The sequence below is a fragment of the Alcanivorax sediminis genome, assembly GCF_009601165.1.
GTDB lineage: Bacteria > Pseudomonadota > Gammaproteobacteria > Pseudomonadales > Alcanivoracaceae > Alcanivorax > Alcanivorax sediminis.
The window spans coordinates 400,313-414,990 of record NZ_WIRE01000001.1 but is presented as its reverse complement, the minus strand read 5'-3'; the positions used below and the strand labels follow the sequence as shown (position 1 = coordinate 414,990).

The 14,678-nt window shown below is 57.3% G+C and carries 13 protein-coding genes; 10 read left to right on the top strand and 3 right to left on the bottom strand.

Annotated features, from left to right (window positions below; translation table 11 throughout):
* Positions 1–107: 107 nt before the first annotated feature.
* On the bottom strand, positions 108–2,885 hold the full coding sequence (locus GFN93_RS01680) for an ankyrin repeat domain-containing protein (RefSeq protein WP_153498700.1): 2,778 nt from the start codon (positions 2,883–2,885) through the stop codon (positions 108–110).
* Positions 2,886–3,098: 213 nt separating this feature from the next.
* Between GFN93_RS01680 and ppnP the strand changes: the two genes are divergently transcribed.
* From ppnP to GFN93_RS01655, 5 genes are all read left to right on the top strand, one after another.
* Entirely contained in the window at positions 3,099–3,380 is a 282-nt protein-coding gene (gene ppnP / locus GFN93_RS01675) for a pyrimidine/purine nucleoside phosphorylase (protein WP_153498699.1), read from the top strand.
* A 106-nt stretch (positions 3,381–3,486) separates the two neighbouring features.
* Positions 3,487–4,314, top strand: a complete 828-nt coding sequence (locus GFN93_RS01670; RefSeq protein ID WP_235901889.1) for an alpha/beta fold hydrolase — start codon at positions 3,487–3,489, stop codon at positions 4,312–4,314.
* Between the two features lie 148 nt (positions 4,315–4,462).
* Positions 4,463–5,551 (top strand): patatin-like phospholipase family protein, encoded by a 1,089-nt coding sequence (locus GFN93_RS01665; protein WP_328594120.1) that lies wholly within the window; start codon positions 4,463–4,465, stop codon positions 5,549–5,551.
* A gap of 266 nt (positions 5,552–5,817) precedes the next feature.
* Complete coding sequence (locus GFN93_RS01660) at positions 5,818–7,107, top strand: MATE family efflux transporter (RefSeq protein WP_153501769.1); 1,290 nt, start codon at positions 5,818–5,820, stop codon at positions 7,105–7,107.
* Positions 7,108–7,394: 287 nt separating this feature from the next.
* Positions 7,395–7,640 (top strand): hypothetical protein, encoded by a 246-nt coding sequence (locus GFN93_RS01655; RefSeq protein WP_153498696.1) that lies wholly within the window; start codon positions 7,395–7,397, stop codon positions 7,638–7,640.
* 101 nt (positions 7,641–7,741) lie between these two features.
* Here the strand turns inward: GFN93_RS01655 and GFN93_RS01650 are convergent, their stop codons facing one another.
* Positions 7,742–8,707, bottom strand: coding sequence for a sterol desaturase family protein (locus tag GFN93_RS01650; RefSeq protein WP_153498695.1), 966 nt, complete (start codon positions 8,705–8,707; stop codon positions 7,742–7,744).
* A gap of 119 nt (positions 8,708–8,826) precedes the next feature.
* On the opposite strand from GFN93_RS01650, the gene GFN93_RS01645 reads away from it, so the two are divergent.
* Positions 8,827–9,852: a helix-turn-helix domain-containing protein gene (locus GFN93_RS01645; RefSeq protein WP_153498694.1), complete on the top strand. Its 1,026-nt coding sequence runs from the start codon at positions 8,827–8,829 to the stop codon at positions 9,850–9,852.
* 172 nt (positions 9,853–10,024) lie between these two features.
* Positions 10,025–11,005 carry an NAD(P)H-dependent flavin oxidoreductase gene (locus GFN93_RS01640; RefSeq protein ID WP_153498693.1) on the top strand — a complete coding sequence of 327 codons (981 nt, stop codon included), beginning with the start codon at positions 10,025–10,027 and terminating at the stop codon, positions 11,003–11,005.
* A 272-nt stretch (positions 11,006–11,277) separates the two neighbouring features.
* On the opposite strand, the gene GFN93_RS01635 is transcribed toward GFN93_RS01640, so the two are convergent.
* Positions 11,278–11,802 (bottom strand): hypothetical protein, encoded by a 525-nt coding sequence (locus GFN93_RS01635; protein ID WP_153498692.1) that lies wholly within the window; start codon positions 11,800–11,802, stop codon positions 11,278–11,280.
* A gap of 153 nt (positions 11,803–11,955) precedes the next feature.
* On the opposite strand from GFN93_RS01635, the gene GFN93_RS01630 reads away from it, so the two are divergent.
* From GFN93_RS01630 to GFN93_RS01620, 3 genes are read left to right on the top strand one after another with little or no spacing between them, the layout of a single operon-like run.
* Entirely contained in the window at positions 11,956–13,002 is a 1,047-nt protein-coding gene (locus tag GFN93_RS01630) for a DUF7064 domain-containing protein (RefSeq protein WP_153498691.1), read from the top strand.
* Positions 13,002–14,012, top strand: a complete 1,011-nt coding sequence (locus tag GFN93_RS01625) for a phosphotransferase family protein (protein ID WP_153498690.1) — start codon at positions 13,002–13,004, stop codon at positions 14,010–14,012. Before GFN93_RS01630 ends, GFN93_RS01625 begins: the two co-directional genes overlap by 1 nt.
* On the top strand, positions 14,002–14,349 hold the full coding sequence (locus tag GFN93_RS01620) for a hypothetical protein (RefSeq protein ID WP_153498689.1): 348 nt from the start codon (positions 14,002–14,004) through the stop codon (positions 14,347–14,349). The genes GFN93_RS01625 and GFN93_RS01620 overlap by 11 nt, the downstream gene beginning before the upstream one ends.
* Positions 14,350–14,678: the final 329 nt, after the last annotated feature.

The following is a 14,678-nucleotide window of genomic DNA, read 5'->3' as shown; positions in this document are numbered from 1 at the left end:
AGCGGAATTGGGTGGTGGCGTGCCGCGTGAAGCATGTTGCGTGTCACAGCCGCATAGCGGCCAATAAAACGGGCCCGAAGGCCCGTTTTATTTTGAAGCGGTGACCGTTACTGCACCGAGTAGGTGAAGCTGGTGATTCGGCCTTTTTTCAGCAGGGTTTTGGCATCTTCAGGTGCGAAGCACTCGGTCTTCTGCTTGCCATTGAAACCACAGATAAATTCGTCCCAGTTCGGGCTGCCGGCGGTGCCGGAGAAACTCTCCCGGCCGGCCTTGGGTACCACCGGATCCACCTTCACGTAGCCATGGGCGCCGCCATTCTGGATCTTCAGCCAGATGGCGAAGGAGGAGTCCAGACAGTCTTCCGGTGTGCCTGATGCGGCGCGCCATGTGTAATCGCCCCGCACTACCGGTTCGCCAAAGAACACGCCCACGTCATAGGCCACTTTGATGGAAGACAGGGTGCATTCACCGATGGTGACGTTGCGTTGAGTCAGGGTGCCTTTGCAGCTGGGGCAATTGAGCTTGTCGCTGGACTGCATGGTGCCGTGCTGGATGCTGGCCTGCCGGGCGCTGGGCTTGCGGCGCGAGGTGGCTGCTGCTGGTTCGCTGCGGTAAGCCACTTGTACGGCAGCTTGCTGCTGGGCTGCACGGGCAGCTTGCTGTCGTTCGCGCTCCTGCTGCTGTTGTTGCCGCAATTGTTGCTGGCGGGCCAGCTGTTCCGCGCGCGCTTGTTGCTGGCGAACCAGTAACTGCTGGCGACGATGCTGTTCGGCGTTGGCGGCTTTCTGGCGGGCTTCCATTTCGCGGCGCTGCTGCTGTTGGTACTGACGCTGTGCTGCCTGTTCACGGGCCAGCTGTTGCTTCAGGCGGGCGGTTTCCTTTTCGGCATCCAGAGAGGCGCTGAACACTTCCTTGACCAGAGGGTCGCGTATTTCGAAGTTGCCTCTGGCGTACTGCTGCTGCATTTGGGCCAGATTGTTGCCTTGGCCGTTTTCGATCCAGATGTCCTTCACTGTTGCACTCATGATGTCGGCGGTTGCATAGGAGGGAAGATCAGCGGAGCTGGCCAACCCGGCAATGGCGGCAGTGGCAAATACCTTGCCGAAGGTGTCGCCACTGCTTTGCTTGGGGGCGGTGTAGTTATTGATCTTTCCGCCGTAGCTGCCAAGTACCCTGGGGGTTTCGCTGTAGCCTTTGCGCATGGCGAGATCCATGGGGGTATCGCCGTCGGTGTCACGGGCATTGGCATTGGCGCCGTACTTGAGCAGGTTCTCCAGAACCTTGTAGTTACCCTCCTGGGCTGCCTTGTGGACCGGAGTCCAGCGGTAGCGACCAGCACCCTGTTCCGGGTTGGCGCCAGCGGCCATCAGCATGGTGACCAGGTCGGGATGGTTACTCCCGGCGGCATAGTAAAGCGCTGTGTACCCATCGGTGGTGGTCACGTTCACATCCGCCCCGGCGGTGATCAGCTGAAGCAAAATATCTTTATGCCCATTATCTGCGGCGCTCATGACTGGGGTGTAGGGGCCATCGCCATTTTTGCTGTTGGGATCGCCGCCTGCTGCGATCAGACGCTGGAGCGCCTCGCCTTTGCCGTGATAGGCCGCCTGGTAAAGGCTGGTGTAGCCTTTGTTGCTCATTTGATCTACCTCTGCCCCTGCGGTGAGCAGCATATCTATCATGGCCACATTGTCGTTTTCTGCTGCGTACATGAGTGGCGGGTTGAACTGTTCCGAAGCGAGGGGGGATGGGCTGGCACCCGCTGCCAGCAAAAGACCCAGTGCGGCAAGGTGATTGGCTTTCGCGGCGGCAGCGACGTTGGGATGCTCCAGCGCACCATCCGGGTTAACGCCGGTAGCCAGCAGGGCAGCGGTCACGGCCACATCAATTCCGGTGCTACTGACGGCAGTGTGAAGGGCGCTGTCGGTGACGGTAGCCCCCTGCTCAAGGAGTAATATGACAGTGTCGCGCTTGTTCTGGGCAACCGCCCATTCCAGCAATGACTGATTTGAGTGGGCGAGGGTGGTGGCATTGGCGTCGGCCCCGGCTTGCAGAAGGCGGGCAGCCAGAGGACGGTTGTTTGCCAGTGCGTAATAAAGAGCCGGCACGCCGATACTGTTGGTGGTGGCGGCATTGGCTCCTTTGGCCAGCAGGTGTTCAGCCAGCTCGGTCTGGTTCAGCATGGTGGCTCTCAACAGAGGCGTGCCCTCTGAATACACCAGCTCCAGATTGGCGCCGTGACTAACCAGCAGATCGACCATGTCCAGATTCTGTTTCTCGGTGGCTACATGAATTGGCGGACGGCCTGTTTCATCCACAACACGGTCAGGGTCGGCTCCTGCCTCCAGAAGCAGGGTGGCCAGAGCCAGGTTGTCACTGTTCAGGCTGGTTAGCAGAGGCGTGAAGGTGCTTTGACCGGCATGATCCGGGTTCGCCCCCTGATTGAGAAGCATGGCTGCGAGTTCGCCCCGATTTGCGTCGATGGACAGGCTAAGCGGAGTATTGTCCTTCCGGTCGCCCTGATTGACGTCAGCGCCGCGTTCCATCAGCAGCTTGACCATGTCGGCATTATCCGTGTCGACCGCCGACATCAGCGCAGTGCGTTTGGAAAAGCCATTACTGGCGTTAATATCGGCACCGTTATCCAGCAGGAAGGTGACGATTTCGGTTTGATCTGCTTCCACGGCCCGGTACAGGGCGGTGGTCATTTTCAGGTCCTTGCCGTGGATGTTTTTTCCTTCTCCATGGAGCAACTGCAGAGTGGCCAGATCCCCCTGGCTGGCGGCGCTGACGGCTTTCATGCTGCTACAGCCGGTGGTGCCTAAGGCAAGAGAGAGTGTGCCCACCAGCAGTAACTGGCGGAGTGGTTGTGGTTGTCTTGTCATGGTGGCGTTCCCGATTATTCCCAGTGGTGGCAATGTTGCGTTGAAAGACAACTTCTTGCGTCCCCCAAATAGGGTATACGGGCGAAGAAAGGTGCTCTGACCGGACAGAATTTGAGCGATCGGGGGCGGTATGGCTGATGCACAAAAAAAGAGCGCCTGAGCTCGGCTTTTGGCATACTCGCGCCTCTCAACTGTTCCTGCGGAGACCCGACCATGTTCAAGGTCAATGAATACTTCGATGCCAAGGTGGCATCCATCGCGTTTCAAACCGAAACCAAGCCGGCCACCGTGGGTGTCATGGCGCCAGGCGACTATGAGTTTGGCACCAGTGAGCACGAGACCATGACTGTGGTCAGCGGCGCCCTGACCATCAAGCTGCCGGGTGCGGCCGACTGGCAGACGTTTGCCGCCGGTGAGTCTTTCGAAGTGGAAGCCAACTGCAAGTTTCAGGTTAAGGTAGAAGTCGATACGGCTTACCTGTGTCTGTACGGCTGATCACCGCAGACAACGGACATAACAAGGGGGTAGGATGCCGTTTTTTCCGGCCAGGGATGGCCAGTCATTACATGTCAGAACAGTCGGGCGCGGACAACCCGTGCTGATGCTCCACGGGCTTGGCATGCAGGGCCGTGACTGGCTCCCCTTTGTGTTGCCTTTCGCGCGACGATTCCAGTTTTTTCTTCCGGATCTGCGTGGTGCCGGCAATTCCGGCAAGGTGCGCTTCAATCAGGACGATGTATTCCATAACCACATGGAAGATATGGAAGACCTGGTGCGCTACTTCGGCATTGAACAATGCTATCTGGTGGGCTATTCCCTTGGCGCCACCACCAGCCTGCACTGGCAGGCCTTCGGTGACTTTTCTCCTGTTACCCGTTACCTGCATGTGGACCAGGCGCCCTGTATTGCCAATGGCGATGACTGGGCCCATGGTCTGTTTGGCAAACAGCAGTCGCATTTTTTCAGCCAGCTGCACGACCTGCTGGCGTTGCTGGAAACCGCGCCCGAGCAGGGCGAGGTCGCCGATCTGGCGGTGGGCTTGCGTGAGCGTGTCTTGCACGGGGTGGTCTCTATCCTGGCTCAACTTTCCGGCAGCAACCGGTTGAAGTCCGCCTTCGATGCCAGCACTCGCTGGGCCGGGCTATGGGCACGACTGCTGCCGGTCTCCAATGTGGCCGACCTGCGCGCCTATCTGAAAGCCTACCTGCACATCGCCCATGATTATCGTCCTACTGCCCGTGATTTTCCGGTACCGGCCACAGTGCTGACGGGTGCCCAGTCGCCGCTCTACCCTGCGGAAGGGCAGGCCGAGTTTGCCCGGCTGGCCGGGGCTGATCATGTGGTATTCCCGCGCTCCGGGCATGTGCCGCTGGTGAGCCAGCCGGTGGAGTTTACTCGTGCATTGGGGCGCTTTCTGAACGCGGAGTAACGCAGGAAGGCCAGATGCTGGCGCTGCACAGGGCTGCCATTCAGTCGTGAAGCGCCAAGAATAAGACGCCTCTGCCGTTTGTCTTGCTGCCCCCAATGGTTACCATGCCTACCCTGACTTGGATATGTTGAAGTGTAGGGAGAGCAGGGTGGTTGCCATTCATACGTCATCGCCGGCACTGGCCATTCGCGCCGGCCGTGAGGCCATCGCCCATCTGCGCGAGCATGGGCTGCAACCCGAACACGTAGATATCATTCCCGGGGCGGCCGGTGGCCCGAAGGCGTTGGGCATCATTGGCCTGGACCGTGCTGTCTTTGGTGACTTCCTGCCCCGCGCGCCTCGCCCTCGCACGTTGATTGGCGCCTCGATTGGCAGCTGGCGTTTTGCGGCGATCACCATGTCGGAAGACCCGGTTGCCGGATTGCGGCGGCTGGCCGAGATCTATACCCGCCAGCGCTTTGACGGCAGCGACAGCCCGGCCCAGGTGTCCAGGCAGTGTGAACTGATGCTGGCAGAGCTGATTGGTGATCGAGATGCCAGGATTCTTGAGCACCCCCATTACCGACTGGCCATCGTAGTGATTCGTAGCCGAGGCTTGATGGCCCGTGAAGACAGCCTGGGGCTGGGTGCCGGGCTGGCGGCGTTGATTGGCAGCAACCTGATCAGCCGCAAGGCTTCGGGTCTGTTCATGGAGCGAGGGCTGGTGTATCCCGTCGGTAATGACCTGCCACTGCATGCACTCGATGATTTCACCACCCACCATATCCCGCTGAGTGGGGAGAACCTGCGCTCTGCCCTGCTGGCCAGTGCGGCTATCCCCATGGTGCTGGGCGGCGTGACCGATCTGGCCGGCGCCCCGCAGGGCGTGTACCGGGATGGCGGCATGCTCGATTACCATCTGGATCTGCCTTATCGAAGCGAAGGTATTGTGCTTTATCCCCACTTCACTGACCGGGTGATCCCTGGCTGGTTTGACAAGCCACTGCGCTGGCGCAACGGGGATCCGCAAAAACTGAGCCGTACCCTGCTGGTGTCGCCTTCCGCCGAGTACCTGCAGGCTCTGCCTAACGGCAAGCTTCCTGATCGCCGTGACTTCAAACAATTCCTCAACGATGATGCCGGCCGCGAAGCAAGCTGGCGCCAGGCCATGGCGGAAAGTGAAAGGCTGGGGGACGAGTTCCTGGAGCTGGTGGAAACCGGCAAATGGGAAGAACGGTTGAAGCCAGTGAACAGTTAACAGTGAATAGTGAACAGCGCGCGAGATTGGCTTGTCGTGGTTTCACCCTTTGAGGCCGCGCTTCACGGTTGGGCGCGGGCTGCCAGTCTCGAATTCGGCGCCAGCGCTGATCGCGCAAATGTTCACTATTCACTGTTAACTGTTCACTGAACGCCTGCTAGTCTCCCCAAACCCTATGCCGACCTGAAGGTTGCTCCGTGCAGCAGACTGACACTCGTCCCTCCAATCTGACCCTTGCCTTCCAGCTCTGGCAGCAGACCTGGCCCATGGCGCTGGGGGTGATGGCGTTGCTGGGGTTTTACCTGGTCGACAGTGTGTTCGTGGCACGGTTGGGGACGCTGCCGCTGGCGGCCCAGTCGTTCACCTTTCCACTGGCTTTTCTGGTGATCGGTGTGCAGGTAGGGGTGGGCATTGCCATCGCGGCACTGATCTCCCGGGCCATTGGTGCGGAGCAGCATGATGATGCCAATCGCCTTGGTGCCCTGGTGCTGGCGGGGGGCGGTGCGCTTCTGGCGCTGCTGGTGATATTGCTGTGGCTGATTCAGGGGCCGGTGTTTGCCTTGCTGGGTGCCTCAGAGGAAGTCCAGGCGATGATCCGCCCTTACTGGGCACTTCAATTGCCGGCCATGTGGATTGGCGGGGTGGTGTATTTCGGCTACAGCCTGTTTCGTGCCCATGGTGACACCCGCTTTCCGGGCATGATGATGGTGCTCACCAGTCTGCTCAATCTGGTGCTGGACCCGCTTTTGATCTTCGGCGTGGGCGACTGGCAGGGTATGGGGCTGGAGGGGGCGGCGCTGGCTACCTTGCTGTCCTTCTGTATTGGCGGGTTGCTGCTGATCTGGGCCCTGCGGGGGCGTGGCTGGGTGCAACGCCGGGGCATGTTAGAGCAGGTCAGGAAGTCCGCGTTGCCCTTTCTGCATATTGCCGGCCCCGCCATGGTCAGCCAGCTGATGCCGCCGCTGGCGGCCATGCTGGCGACTGCACTGGTGGCCCGAAGTGGTGAGCAGGCGGTGGCCGCCTGGGGTATGGCCAGCCGGTTGGAGAGTTTCAGTATCGTGCTGGTGCTGGGAATGACCATGGCGTTGCCGCCCTGGCTGGGGCGATGCTACGGGCGCCGGGACTGGGACACTGTGCAGCAGTTGATGAAGGTAGGCGCCATCATGGTGATTGGCTGGCAAACCCTGCTGGGGCTGGTACTGGCGGTGCTGGCGGTGCCACTGGCCAACGTGCTGGTGGATACGGCATCGGTGCAGGGGTATCTGGCCGTGCTGATCCGTTGCATGCCGCCCAGCTTTGGTCTGCTCGGTGTCTGCATGCTGGTGGTGTCGGCCAGCAATGCCCTCGGCTGGCCCATGCGTGCCATGCTGCTTTCTTTCTTGCGATTGTTTCTCTGCTATCTGCCGTTGTTATGGCTTGGCTTTGAGCTGGGTGGTTTTGGAGGGCTGGCGCTGGGAGCTGGATTCGGCAATCTGATGGCAGGGGTGATGGCGTGGATGGGATATCAGCAGGCGCTTGCGACAGTGGACGTCCCCCTAAAGCCCCAAAATCCGTAAAGCTGGTCACATTTTGATCTGTGTGACAGGGGTCTCAAAATTAGTTCTCTTTAAATACAACAAGTTAGAGGATGTTATTAAAGTTAATTCTAAAGTATTAGATCAGTCTAATACTATATGCTGTTTTTTCGCCTTATGCGCGTTTTTTTCTAGACTTCGCCCTCTCTCTGCCTAGACTTCACAAACAGGCACTGCGCAGAACTGCGCAACCAATAATAAAGTCAATGATTTCCGGATTGATGGTCTGGAAACGCAGATGAAGAATCGGTAGAGAATTGGGGCGGCATATGAAAAGCGCAAAATGGATTTTGGCAATCATGTTCTGGGCAGTGGCTACTATCGCGACTGCGGACAATCAGACTGCTGAGCAGCAAACCGACACTCAGCTGCGGGGCTACCAGTCTGAGCTGGAGGCAACCTGGAAAGATGCTGAGTCCTCCACCGACGCCACCCTGAACACCCTGATGGACGGCATTGACCGCCTCACCAGCAACATCAGCCTGGATGATATGGTTGCCCAGGTGCAGCGTTAAGAACGACGCATCACGCGGCACGCAACAGGCAACACGCAAAAAGACAAAAAAGAAGGGAGCCAGATGGCTCCCTTCTTGCGTTTGGGCGGCCTCTCGGCTCTTTAGTCCGGGGCCTGCTCGCGTTGTGGCGTGTTGCTTGAAGCGTGCTGCGTCTCTCTTTCCCACTCCGGCGGTTTCCACAGGTGCTTGAGCCGTTGCAGCAGTGGTCCCCGCTTTGCCATGTCCCGAAACAGATCCACGTATTCATGGCACCAGTTCACCAGCAGGCTGTTGCTGTATACCGGGCGGGTGATGCCATATTCCACCGGCAGGTCGTCTTTCTCTTCCACAAAGGTGCCGAACAAGCGGTCCCAGATCATGAACACGCCAGCATAGTTCTGGTCGATGTATTCCGGGTTGCGGCCGTGGTGAACGCGGTGATGGCTGGGAGTGTTGAAGATGTACTCGATAACCGGGTGCATCTTGCCCACCAGGGTGGTGTGGATAAAGAACTGGTACACCAGAGAGAAGGCATAAGCCACGCCGATCCACACCGGGTTGAAGCCGAGTAGCGCCAGGGAGGCATAGAACAGCCAACCACCATTGAAGATGTTGGTGGCGTTCTGGCGCATGGCGGTGGAGAAATTCATTCGCTCGGAAGAGTGATGGGTCACATGGGCGGCCCACAGCCAACGCACCCGGTGCGAGCAGCGGTGGAACCAGTAATAAGCGAAGTCCAGCATCACCCACAGCAGTAACGCGGTGAACCAGGTCAGTTCGATATCCATCAGGCGGTGATGGTAGAAAAAGGCGTAGACAGGGAATGCCAGGATGCCCGCGAACAGTAGCTCGGTAGTTTGATAGCCGGCGCCCAGCATGAAGTTGAGTACTGATTCGCGGCCATCCACCAGGGTGGGGTCGTGGCGAATCTTGCGGTATTCCCACAGAAACAGGCCAATGAAAATCGGGGTGGCGACCACAAAAATCATTTGTCGCTCGTCCAGCGCCAGCCAGGGGGCGACGATATCCCACAGGGGTGCCAGGCCGCTGTTTGCCCAGACATCTTCAAACCAGCTCATTACAGACATGGATCAGGCCTCACTTTTACGCAATAGGATCATTGTGCTCGGTGGGGCGTGGCATGTATTGACTATCCATGTCTTAAATTTGACTATCTATGCCATCTGAAACGGTAAAAGGAATCTGAATGGCAACCCCCATGCGCGTTACTGGCGCCTGGATCCAGCTGCTGACCGACTGGCTGGACCAGGAAAACCTGCCGGCACCGGATCTGCGAACGGTGCTGGACAGCCGTAGTCCCGGTGATGTGGTGCCGTTGTCCCTGTGGAATGAGTTGCTGGACCGTGCGGTGGCGCTGCGACCGGATGCAGTGGTGCCGGCTCTGGGCATCGGCGCCATGGTCAAGCCGCGTCATGTGGGCGTGCTGGGCTACCTGATCCTGACCTGCCGGACGCTGGGTGAGGCCATGCTCGCGTATCAGCGCTATGAATCCCTTTTCTATGGAAGTGCCCGGGTAAAGGTGGAGGTGGAGGGAGACAGCATGGTGGTCTGGTGGGCACAAGAAGACGCTGTCGGTGTACAGGCTGACACGGTGTCCATTGCGGCCTTGATCAGCTTTCTTCGTCGTCTGGTCGAGTCTCATTATTCGCCCACACGCATCGATTTTGTTTTCCCTCAGCCGGATCACAGAGCGCGTCAGGCCTATGAGGATTTCTTCGACTGCCCCGTGGGCTTTGGCACAGACCAGACCCGGGTTATTTTTCCGCTCAAGTTGCTGGCGGTGCCGCTTCCCCACAGTGCACCGCACATGCGTACCCTGATGGACCGACAGGCGCGAGCGCTGCTATTGGCCCTGCCGGAGTCGGATAGCTTCGATCGGGCGTTGCAACAGGCCATGGTGCGGCTGATGCCTGATGCCGTGGTGACCTTGCCAAGGCTGGCGAAAGAACTGCACATGTCGGTCCGCACTTTGCAGCGGCGCCTGGGCGAGCGGAACATGACCTGGCGAGAGCTGTTGGATCGCACCCGCGAGCAGCTGGCTCGTGATTATCTCTCCGATCCGTCCCTGACATTGGGGGATATTGCCCTGTTGCTGGGCTTTTCCGAGCATAGTGCCTTCAGCCGGGCTTGGCGTAACTGGACAGGCAGCACACCGGCCAGTGCCAGAAAACAGTTACAGGCGGCACGAAAGGGGCCGGACGCCATTTTGTGACTTTTTGCGTATTTCATTGAAAATCAAATAATTGCGCTGAATGATAAGGCGCTTCTATCAAAACTGTGCGGGCGGCTGAACAATCCTGTCATTGCTGACTGACCGTCCACTTGTTTACTTTGCTGCCACCACGCCCTGTGAGGGCAGTTCCAATTCAGCAGGGGAAAGACCCATGAAAACCCGTATCACCGAAATGCTGGGCATCCAGTATCCGATCGTCCAGGGCGGCATGCAGAACGTAGGTTATGCCGAACTGGCCGCTGCCGTTTCAAATGCCGGAGGCCTTGGCATCATCACCGGTCTGACCCAGCCGACGCCGGAAGACCTGGATAAGGAAATCAAGCGTTGCAAGGAAATGACGGACAAGCCGTTCGGTGTGAACCTGACCATCCTGCCGACCATCAAGCCGGTGCCTTACGAGGAATACGCGCGGGTGATCTGTGAGAACGGCATCAAGGTAGTGGAAACCGCTGGCCGCAACCCCGAGCCATTCATGCCCCTGTTCGAAGGTGCTGGCGTCAAGGTCATCCACAAGTGCACTTCCGTACGGCACGCCCTGAAAGCCGAGAAGGTAGGTGTGGCTGCCGTGTCGGTGGACGGTTTCGAGTGTGCCGGTCACCCGGGTGAAGACGATATCCCGAATCTGGTGCTGCTGCCTGCTGCAGCTCGCGTTCTGAAGATTCCGATGCTGGCCTCCGGTGGCATTGGCACCGGTGCGCAGATGGCGGCTTGTCTGGCGTTGGGGGCTGACGGCATCAACATGGGTACCCGCTTCCTTGCGTCTGCTGAAGCGCCGGTACACGAGAACATGAAGAAGGCCATCGCTGAAGCCTCCGAATTGGATACGGCCCTGATCTTCCGTCCGCTGAAGAATACCGCCCGTGTGTTCAAGAACGCGGTTGCTACCAAGGTGAACGAGATCGAGCGTGAGAAAGGCCAGGACATGAAGTTTGAATACATTGTTGACCTGGTTGCCGGTGTAAAGGGTAAGGCCGCGCTGACCTCCGGTGAAATCGACGGTGGCATCTGGACTTCCGGTATCGTGCAGGGGCTGATCGACAGCTATCCGAGCTGTGCCGAGATCATCGACGACATCATGACCGAGTGTACGGCCACTATTAATGATCGTCTGGCCGGTTTCATGAAAGGCTAGGTCATAACGGTTTCAAACTCGCTCTCCCGAGTCCGGCCAGGGATTTTTCCCTGGCTTTTTTTGCCCGCTTTGCGGGTCCAACATGGTTCACGCAACATGCGAAAGAAAAAACCGGAAAGGCCTTCATCAGGCGATCCGAGACTGAGCGGGGTAAGGGTTCCAGCAGCGAGTTGCGAGTAACGAAAATCAAAAAGCATGACTGCCGGAAAAGTGCTTTTGGTTTTGCCTTTCGAAACCCGGCACTCTAATCTCGCTCATTTCCTCCGGTATTCCTAAAAGCCGGGCTTTGTCACTGCCAGATAGATAATTGCAGGAATGACCGTCACCACCAGTGGTGTGCTGATACGGAAAAAACGCCAGTGCCATTGCATCAACCTTTCATAGCGTTTCATATCGCCTATGAGTCGCCATTGTTTCTTGCTTCCTCCCATATGCGAGATCCAGTAATCGAAGATTTCGATCGGGACGAATACCAGGGCTACCAACGCCAGCTTGATCACTAGCCACGGGCTATCCATGCCCCAGCCCGCCAGCCACACCATCATCCCGCCGGTTAACAGGACAACCGGAAAAGCGATGTGCTCCAGTGCTGCACCCTTGTCGAACTGTTCCATGGTCCAGTTACGTCGCTCGAGTCGATGCGGGTCATCCTTGTTGTTCTGCCACGCGATCCATGCTGACTTCACATACCAGCTGTAGGCCACCGCGGTACTAAAGCTCCAGATCATTACAAAAAGTAAATGAATAAACTTTATTTGTAGATACCATGGCTGTAGCAGGGTGCGTAGTTCTTCCATTGTTGTATTCCTGTTTTTTCTTTGAATCTACGCGTTAAGCAGCGCGGCAAACATGACAATTTAGCTAATAAAGATTGTCAGTCATGGGCAGTGCAAAAAAAGATAACAGGCATCACCCTTAGGCAAGGAAGGGAAGGAAAATGGAGAAGAAACATGGATCTGGGTAAGGGGGTGCGGATTCGTCTGGAGCCGCAGGATGAATACATGCATGCCATTGAAGACGCCAGCAACTTCAATGAAAGCATGTACATTAACCTGTTTGATCATGATCAGGTCTGTGGGGGCTGGTTCCGGGTAGGTAACCGGCCCAATGAAGGCCATGCCGAAATGTCATTCTGTTTTTATCTGCCGGACGGCCGGGTCGCCTTCATGTTTCGTCGTGTGAATATTGTCGATAACAATTCGCTGGATGCGGGAGGGATGCGCTTTCGGGTGATAGAGCCCTTCAAGCAACTTGCGCTGGAATATGAGGGTGAAGCTTTGCTGCTGGATGATCCCCAGCAGATGGAGGATCCCAAGGCGGCCTTTGCAAATAACCCGACTGTGCTGGTCAAGGCTAATCTTCACTTCACGGGCATGACACCGGTCTATGGTGGTGAAGCGGTGGACGAGAACGACAGTCCGGTTGAAGAAGACCCAGATGAATCCTTTGCTCGCGGCCACTATGAACAGCACATGAAAGGAGAGGGTAAGGTGACTATCGGTGATGACGCCTTCTCACTGAATGGGTTTGGGCTGCGTGATCATTCCTGGGGGCCTCGCTATTGGCAAAATCTCTACTGGTACCGTTGGCTGCCGTTGGTGTTCAGCGAAGACCTTGCCGTGAATATGTCCATCGTGCAGATGGCCAGCGGCAGGCAGCATATCTGGGGCATGGTGTATGACACCCGGGATGGCAGTGAGCCGGTTTATGACCTGATTGATACTGCTGCATTGTCGTCCGTGCTCGATGATCGTGATCAGGCCCAGTCGCAAACCTTCTCGTTGAAAACGGTTTCCGGACGAAGTTATCACATCAGCGGTGAGTCACTTTCCCTGATCCCCTTGCGCAATCGTCGACAGACGGACAGTGGCGAATGGCGTCAAACCCGCATTACCGAGGCCATGTCCCGGTTCCAGTGTGATGGCATGACAGGCTATGGCATATCCGAGTATCTGGATCAGATGGTGGAAGGTCTCCCCGTAGGCAGGCACTGTTGATGGGGATAACTGCAGAACAGATTGAGGCCATCCTGCCGGGAGTGCTGGAAAAGGCTGTCGGCAAACCCTGCGTACTGACCCGTTGTCGGCGCCTTACCGCTGGCGCGTCGGCCGACACCTGGTGGCTCGAGGCAAATTATGGCGGCAGTCGTCGATGGATACTGCGGCTGGATGCGGGCGCTGAAAATATTGGTATGGCGCCAGGAAAACGCTGGGAAGCAAAGGCGCAGCGGGCGGCCGGAGAGTCTGGTTGTCCAGTAGCCAAAGTGATTGCCACCCTTGATGGCAGTGAGGGGATTGGCGAGGGGTATGTGATGACAGCACTGTCTGGTGAGTCCCTGCCGCCAGTATTGCTCAAGGATCACGCCTATGAGCCAGCGCGTGACCGGTTTTGCCCGAACGTGGCATCCGCTCTGGCGGCGATTCATCGAACCCCGACCGAAAAGTTGAAAGGGTTGCCGACGCTGGACGCGTTGACCCAGGTCGAGCAGCTTTACGCAATGCACCAGGATTATGGTGAAAAGCTGCCGATTTTTTCACTGGTCTATGGCTGGCTGAAAAAGCATGCTCCGAAGATAACACGGCCAGCATTGGTGCATGGGGATTTCAGGTTGGGAAATTTCCTGCTGACGGAAAATACCCTGAACGGTGTGCTCGACTGGGAGCTGACCCACCTCGGTGACCCCATGGAGGATCTTGGCTGGTTGTGTGTGAATGCCTGGCGCTTCGGACGCAGAAGCAAGCCGGTGGCCGGGATTGCATCGCGCAGGGCACTTTATGATGCCTATGAAACTGCTACGGGGCAGGCGGTGGATGAAGGGCGCGCCCGCTATTGGGAATTGCTGGGTACCTTCAAATGGGCTGTGATCTGTCAGTATCAGGCCTATAGCTATCTGCGCGGTCAGGTGCCGACTCTGGAGCGCGCGGCGATTGGTCGACGGGTAGCAGAAACGGAGTACGACATGCTGGTTTGCTTGGAGGAACAACTGGAGCTGAGTCATGCCGATTAATCGCCCCACAGCGGAAGAGCTGGCAGACGCAATCAAGAAATATCGCAGCAGACCGGATGCTGATACAAAAGTGGACGAGTACTATCAAAAAATCATCGCCCATCTTGAAATACTGCTGGAGCGTGAAGCTCTATTGGGTCAGGCTTTTGAAAGAGGCGAGCGATCGCGCTGCATTTCCACGGCGGCATTGATGGGGTTGCCTGATAGTGATCTGCAGGAAATCTGTCGCTGCTTTGCCGAAGATGATGTGAGTGACATGTTGCCACTGATTATTGAGCTCTGGTTGCCGCTGGCGAAGGAAAAACTGGCGATCGATAATCCGGGATACATTCAATAATGAGCTACAAGCTACAAGCTACAAGCTACAAGCTACAAGCTACAAGCTACAAGCTACAAGCTACGCTTGATTGAATAGAAAAACCAAAAAAGTTCCCGGGCCTCTGCATTTCTACGAAGCCGCTGTAGGAGCTTGCCTGCAAGCGATCCTCGTCTCAGAGAGGTAGAGGTTCCAGTGCGCATCTAAACCGCTCTGTTTCTGTAGGAGAGCCAACTTGTTGGCCGAATGGAGAGTCAGAAGCGAGAAACGAGTTTCGAGTTGCGAAAACCAACCTTCAGGACCCCCCCTGATTTTGCCTTTCGACACTCGCTTCTCGTGACTCGAAACTC

What these genes read in the sequence shown, in the direction of transcription:
- GFN93_RS01635 (WP_153498692.1), bottom strand. Translation starts at nt 11,802, where the DNA reads ATGGAAGAACTACGCACCCTGCTACAGCCATGGTATCTACAAATAAAG.
- GFN93_RS01660 (WP_153501769.1), top strand. Translation starts at nt 5,818, where the DNA reads ATGGCGCTGGGGGTGATGGCGTTGCTGGGGTTTTACCTGGTCGACAGT.
- ppnP (WP_153498699.1), top strand. Translation starts at nt 3,099, where the DNA reads ATGTTCAAGGTCAATGAATACTTCGATGCCAAGGTGGCATCCATCGCG.
- GFN93_RS01680 (WP_153498700.1), bottom strand. Translation starts at nt 2,885, where the DNA reads ATGACAAGACAACCACAACCACTCCGCCAGTTACTGCTGGTGGGCACA.
- GFN93_RS01625 (WP_153498690.1), top strand. Translation starts at nt 13,002, where the DNA reads ATGGGGATAACTGCAGAACAGATTGAGGCCATCCTGCCGGGAGTGCTG.
- GFN93_RS01670 (WP_235901889.1), top strand. Translation starts at nt 3,487, where the DNA reads ATGCTCCACGGGCTTGGCATGCAGGGCCGTGACTGGCTCCCCTTTGTG.
- GFN93_RS01640 (WP_153498693.1), top strand. Translation starts at nt 10,025, where the DNA reads ATGAAAACCCGTATCACCGAAATGCTGGGCATCCAGTATCCGATCGTC.
- GFN93_RS01650 (WP_153498695.1), bottom strand. Translation starts at nt 8,707, where the DNA reads ATGTCTGTAATGAGCTGGTTTGAAGATGTCTGGGCAAACAGCGGCCTG.
- GFN93_RS01630 (WP_153498691.1), top strand. Translation starts at nt 11,956, where the DNA reads ATGGATCTGGGTAAGGGGGTGCGGATTCGTCTGGAGCCGCAGGATGAA.
- GFN93_RS01655 (WP_153498696.1), top strand. Translation starts at nt 7,395, where the DNA reads ATGAAAAGCGCAAAATGGATTTTGGCAATCATGTTCTGGGCAGTGGCT.
- GFN93_RS01645 (WP_153498694.1), top strand. Translation starts at nt 8,827, where the DNA reads ATGGCAACCCCCATGCGCGTTACTGGCGCCTGGATCCAGCTGCTGACC.
- GFN93_RS01620 (WP_153498689.1), top strand. Translation starts at nt 14,002, where the DNA reads ATGCCGATTAATCGCCCCACAGCGGAAGAGCTGGCAGACGCAATCAAG.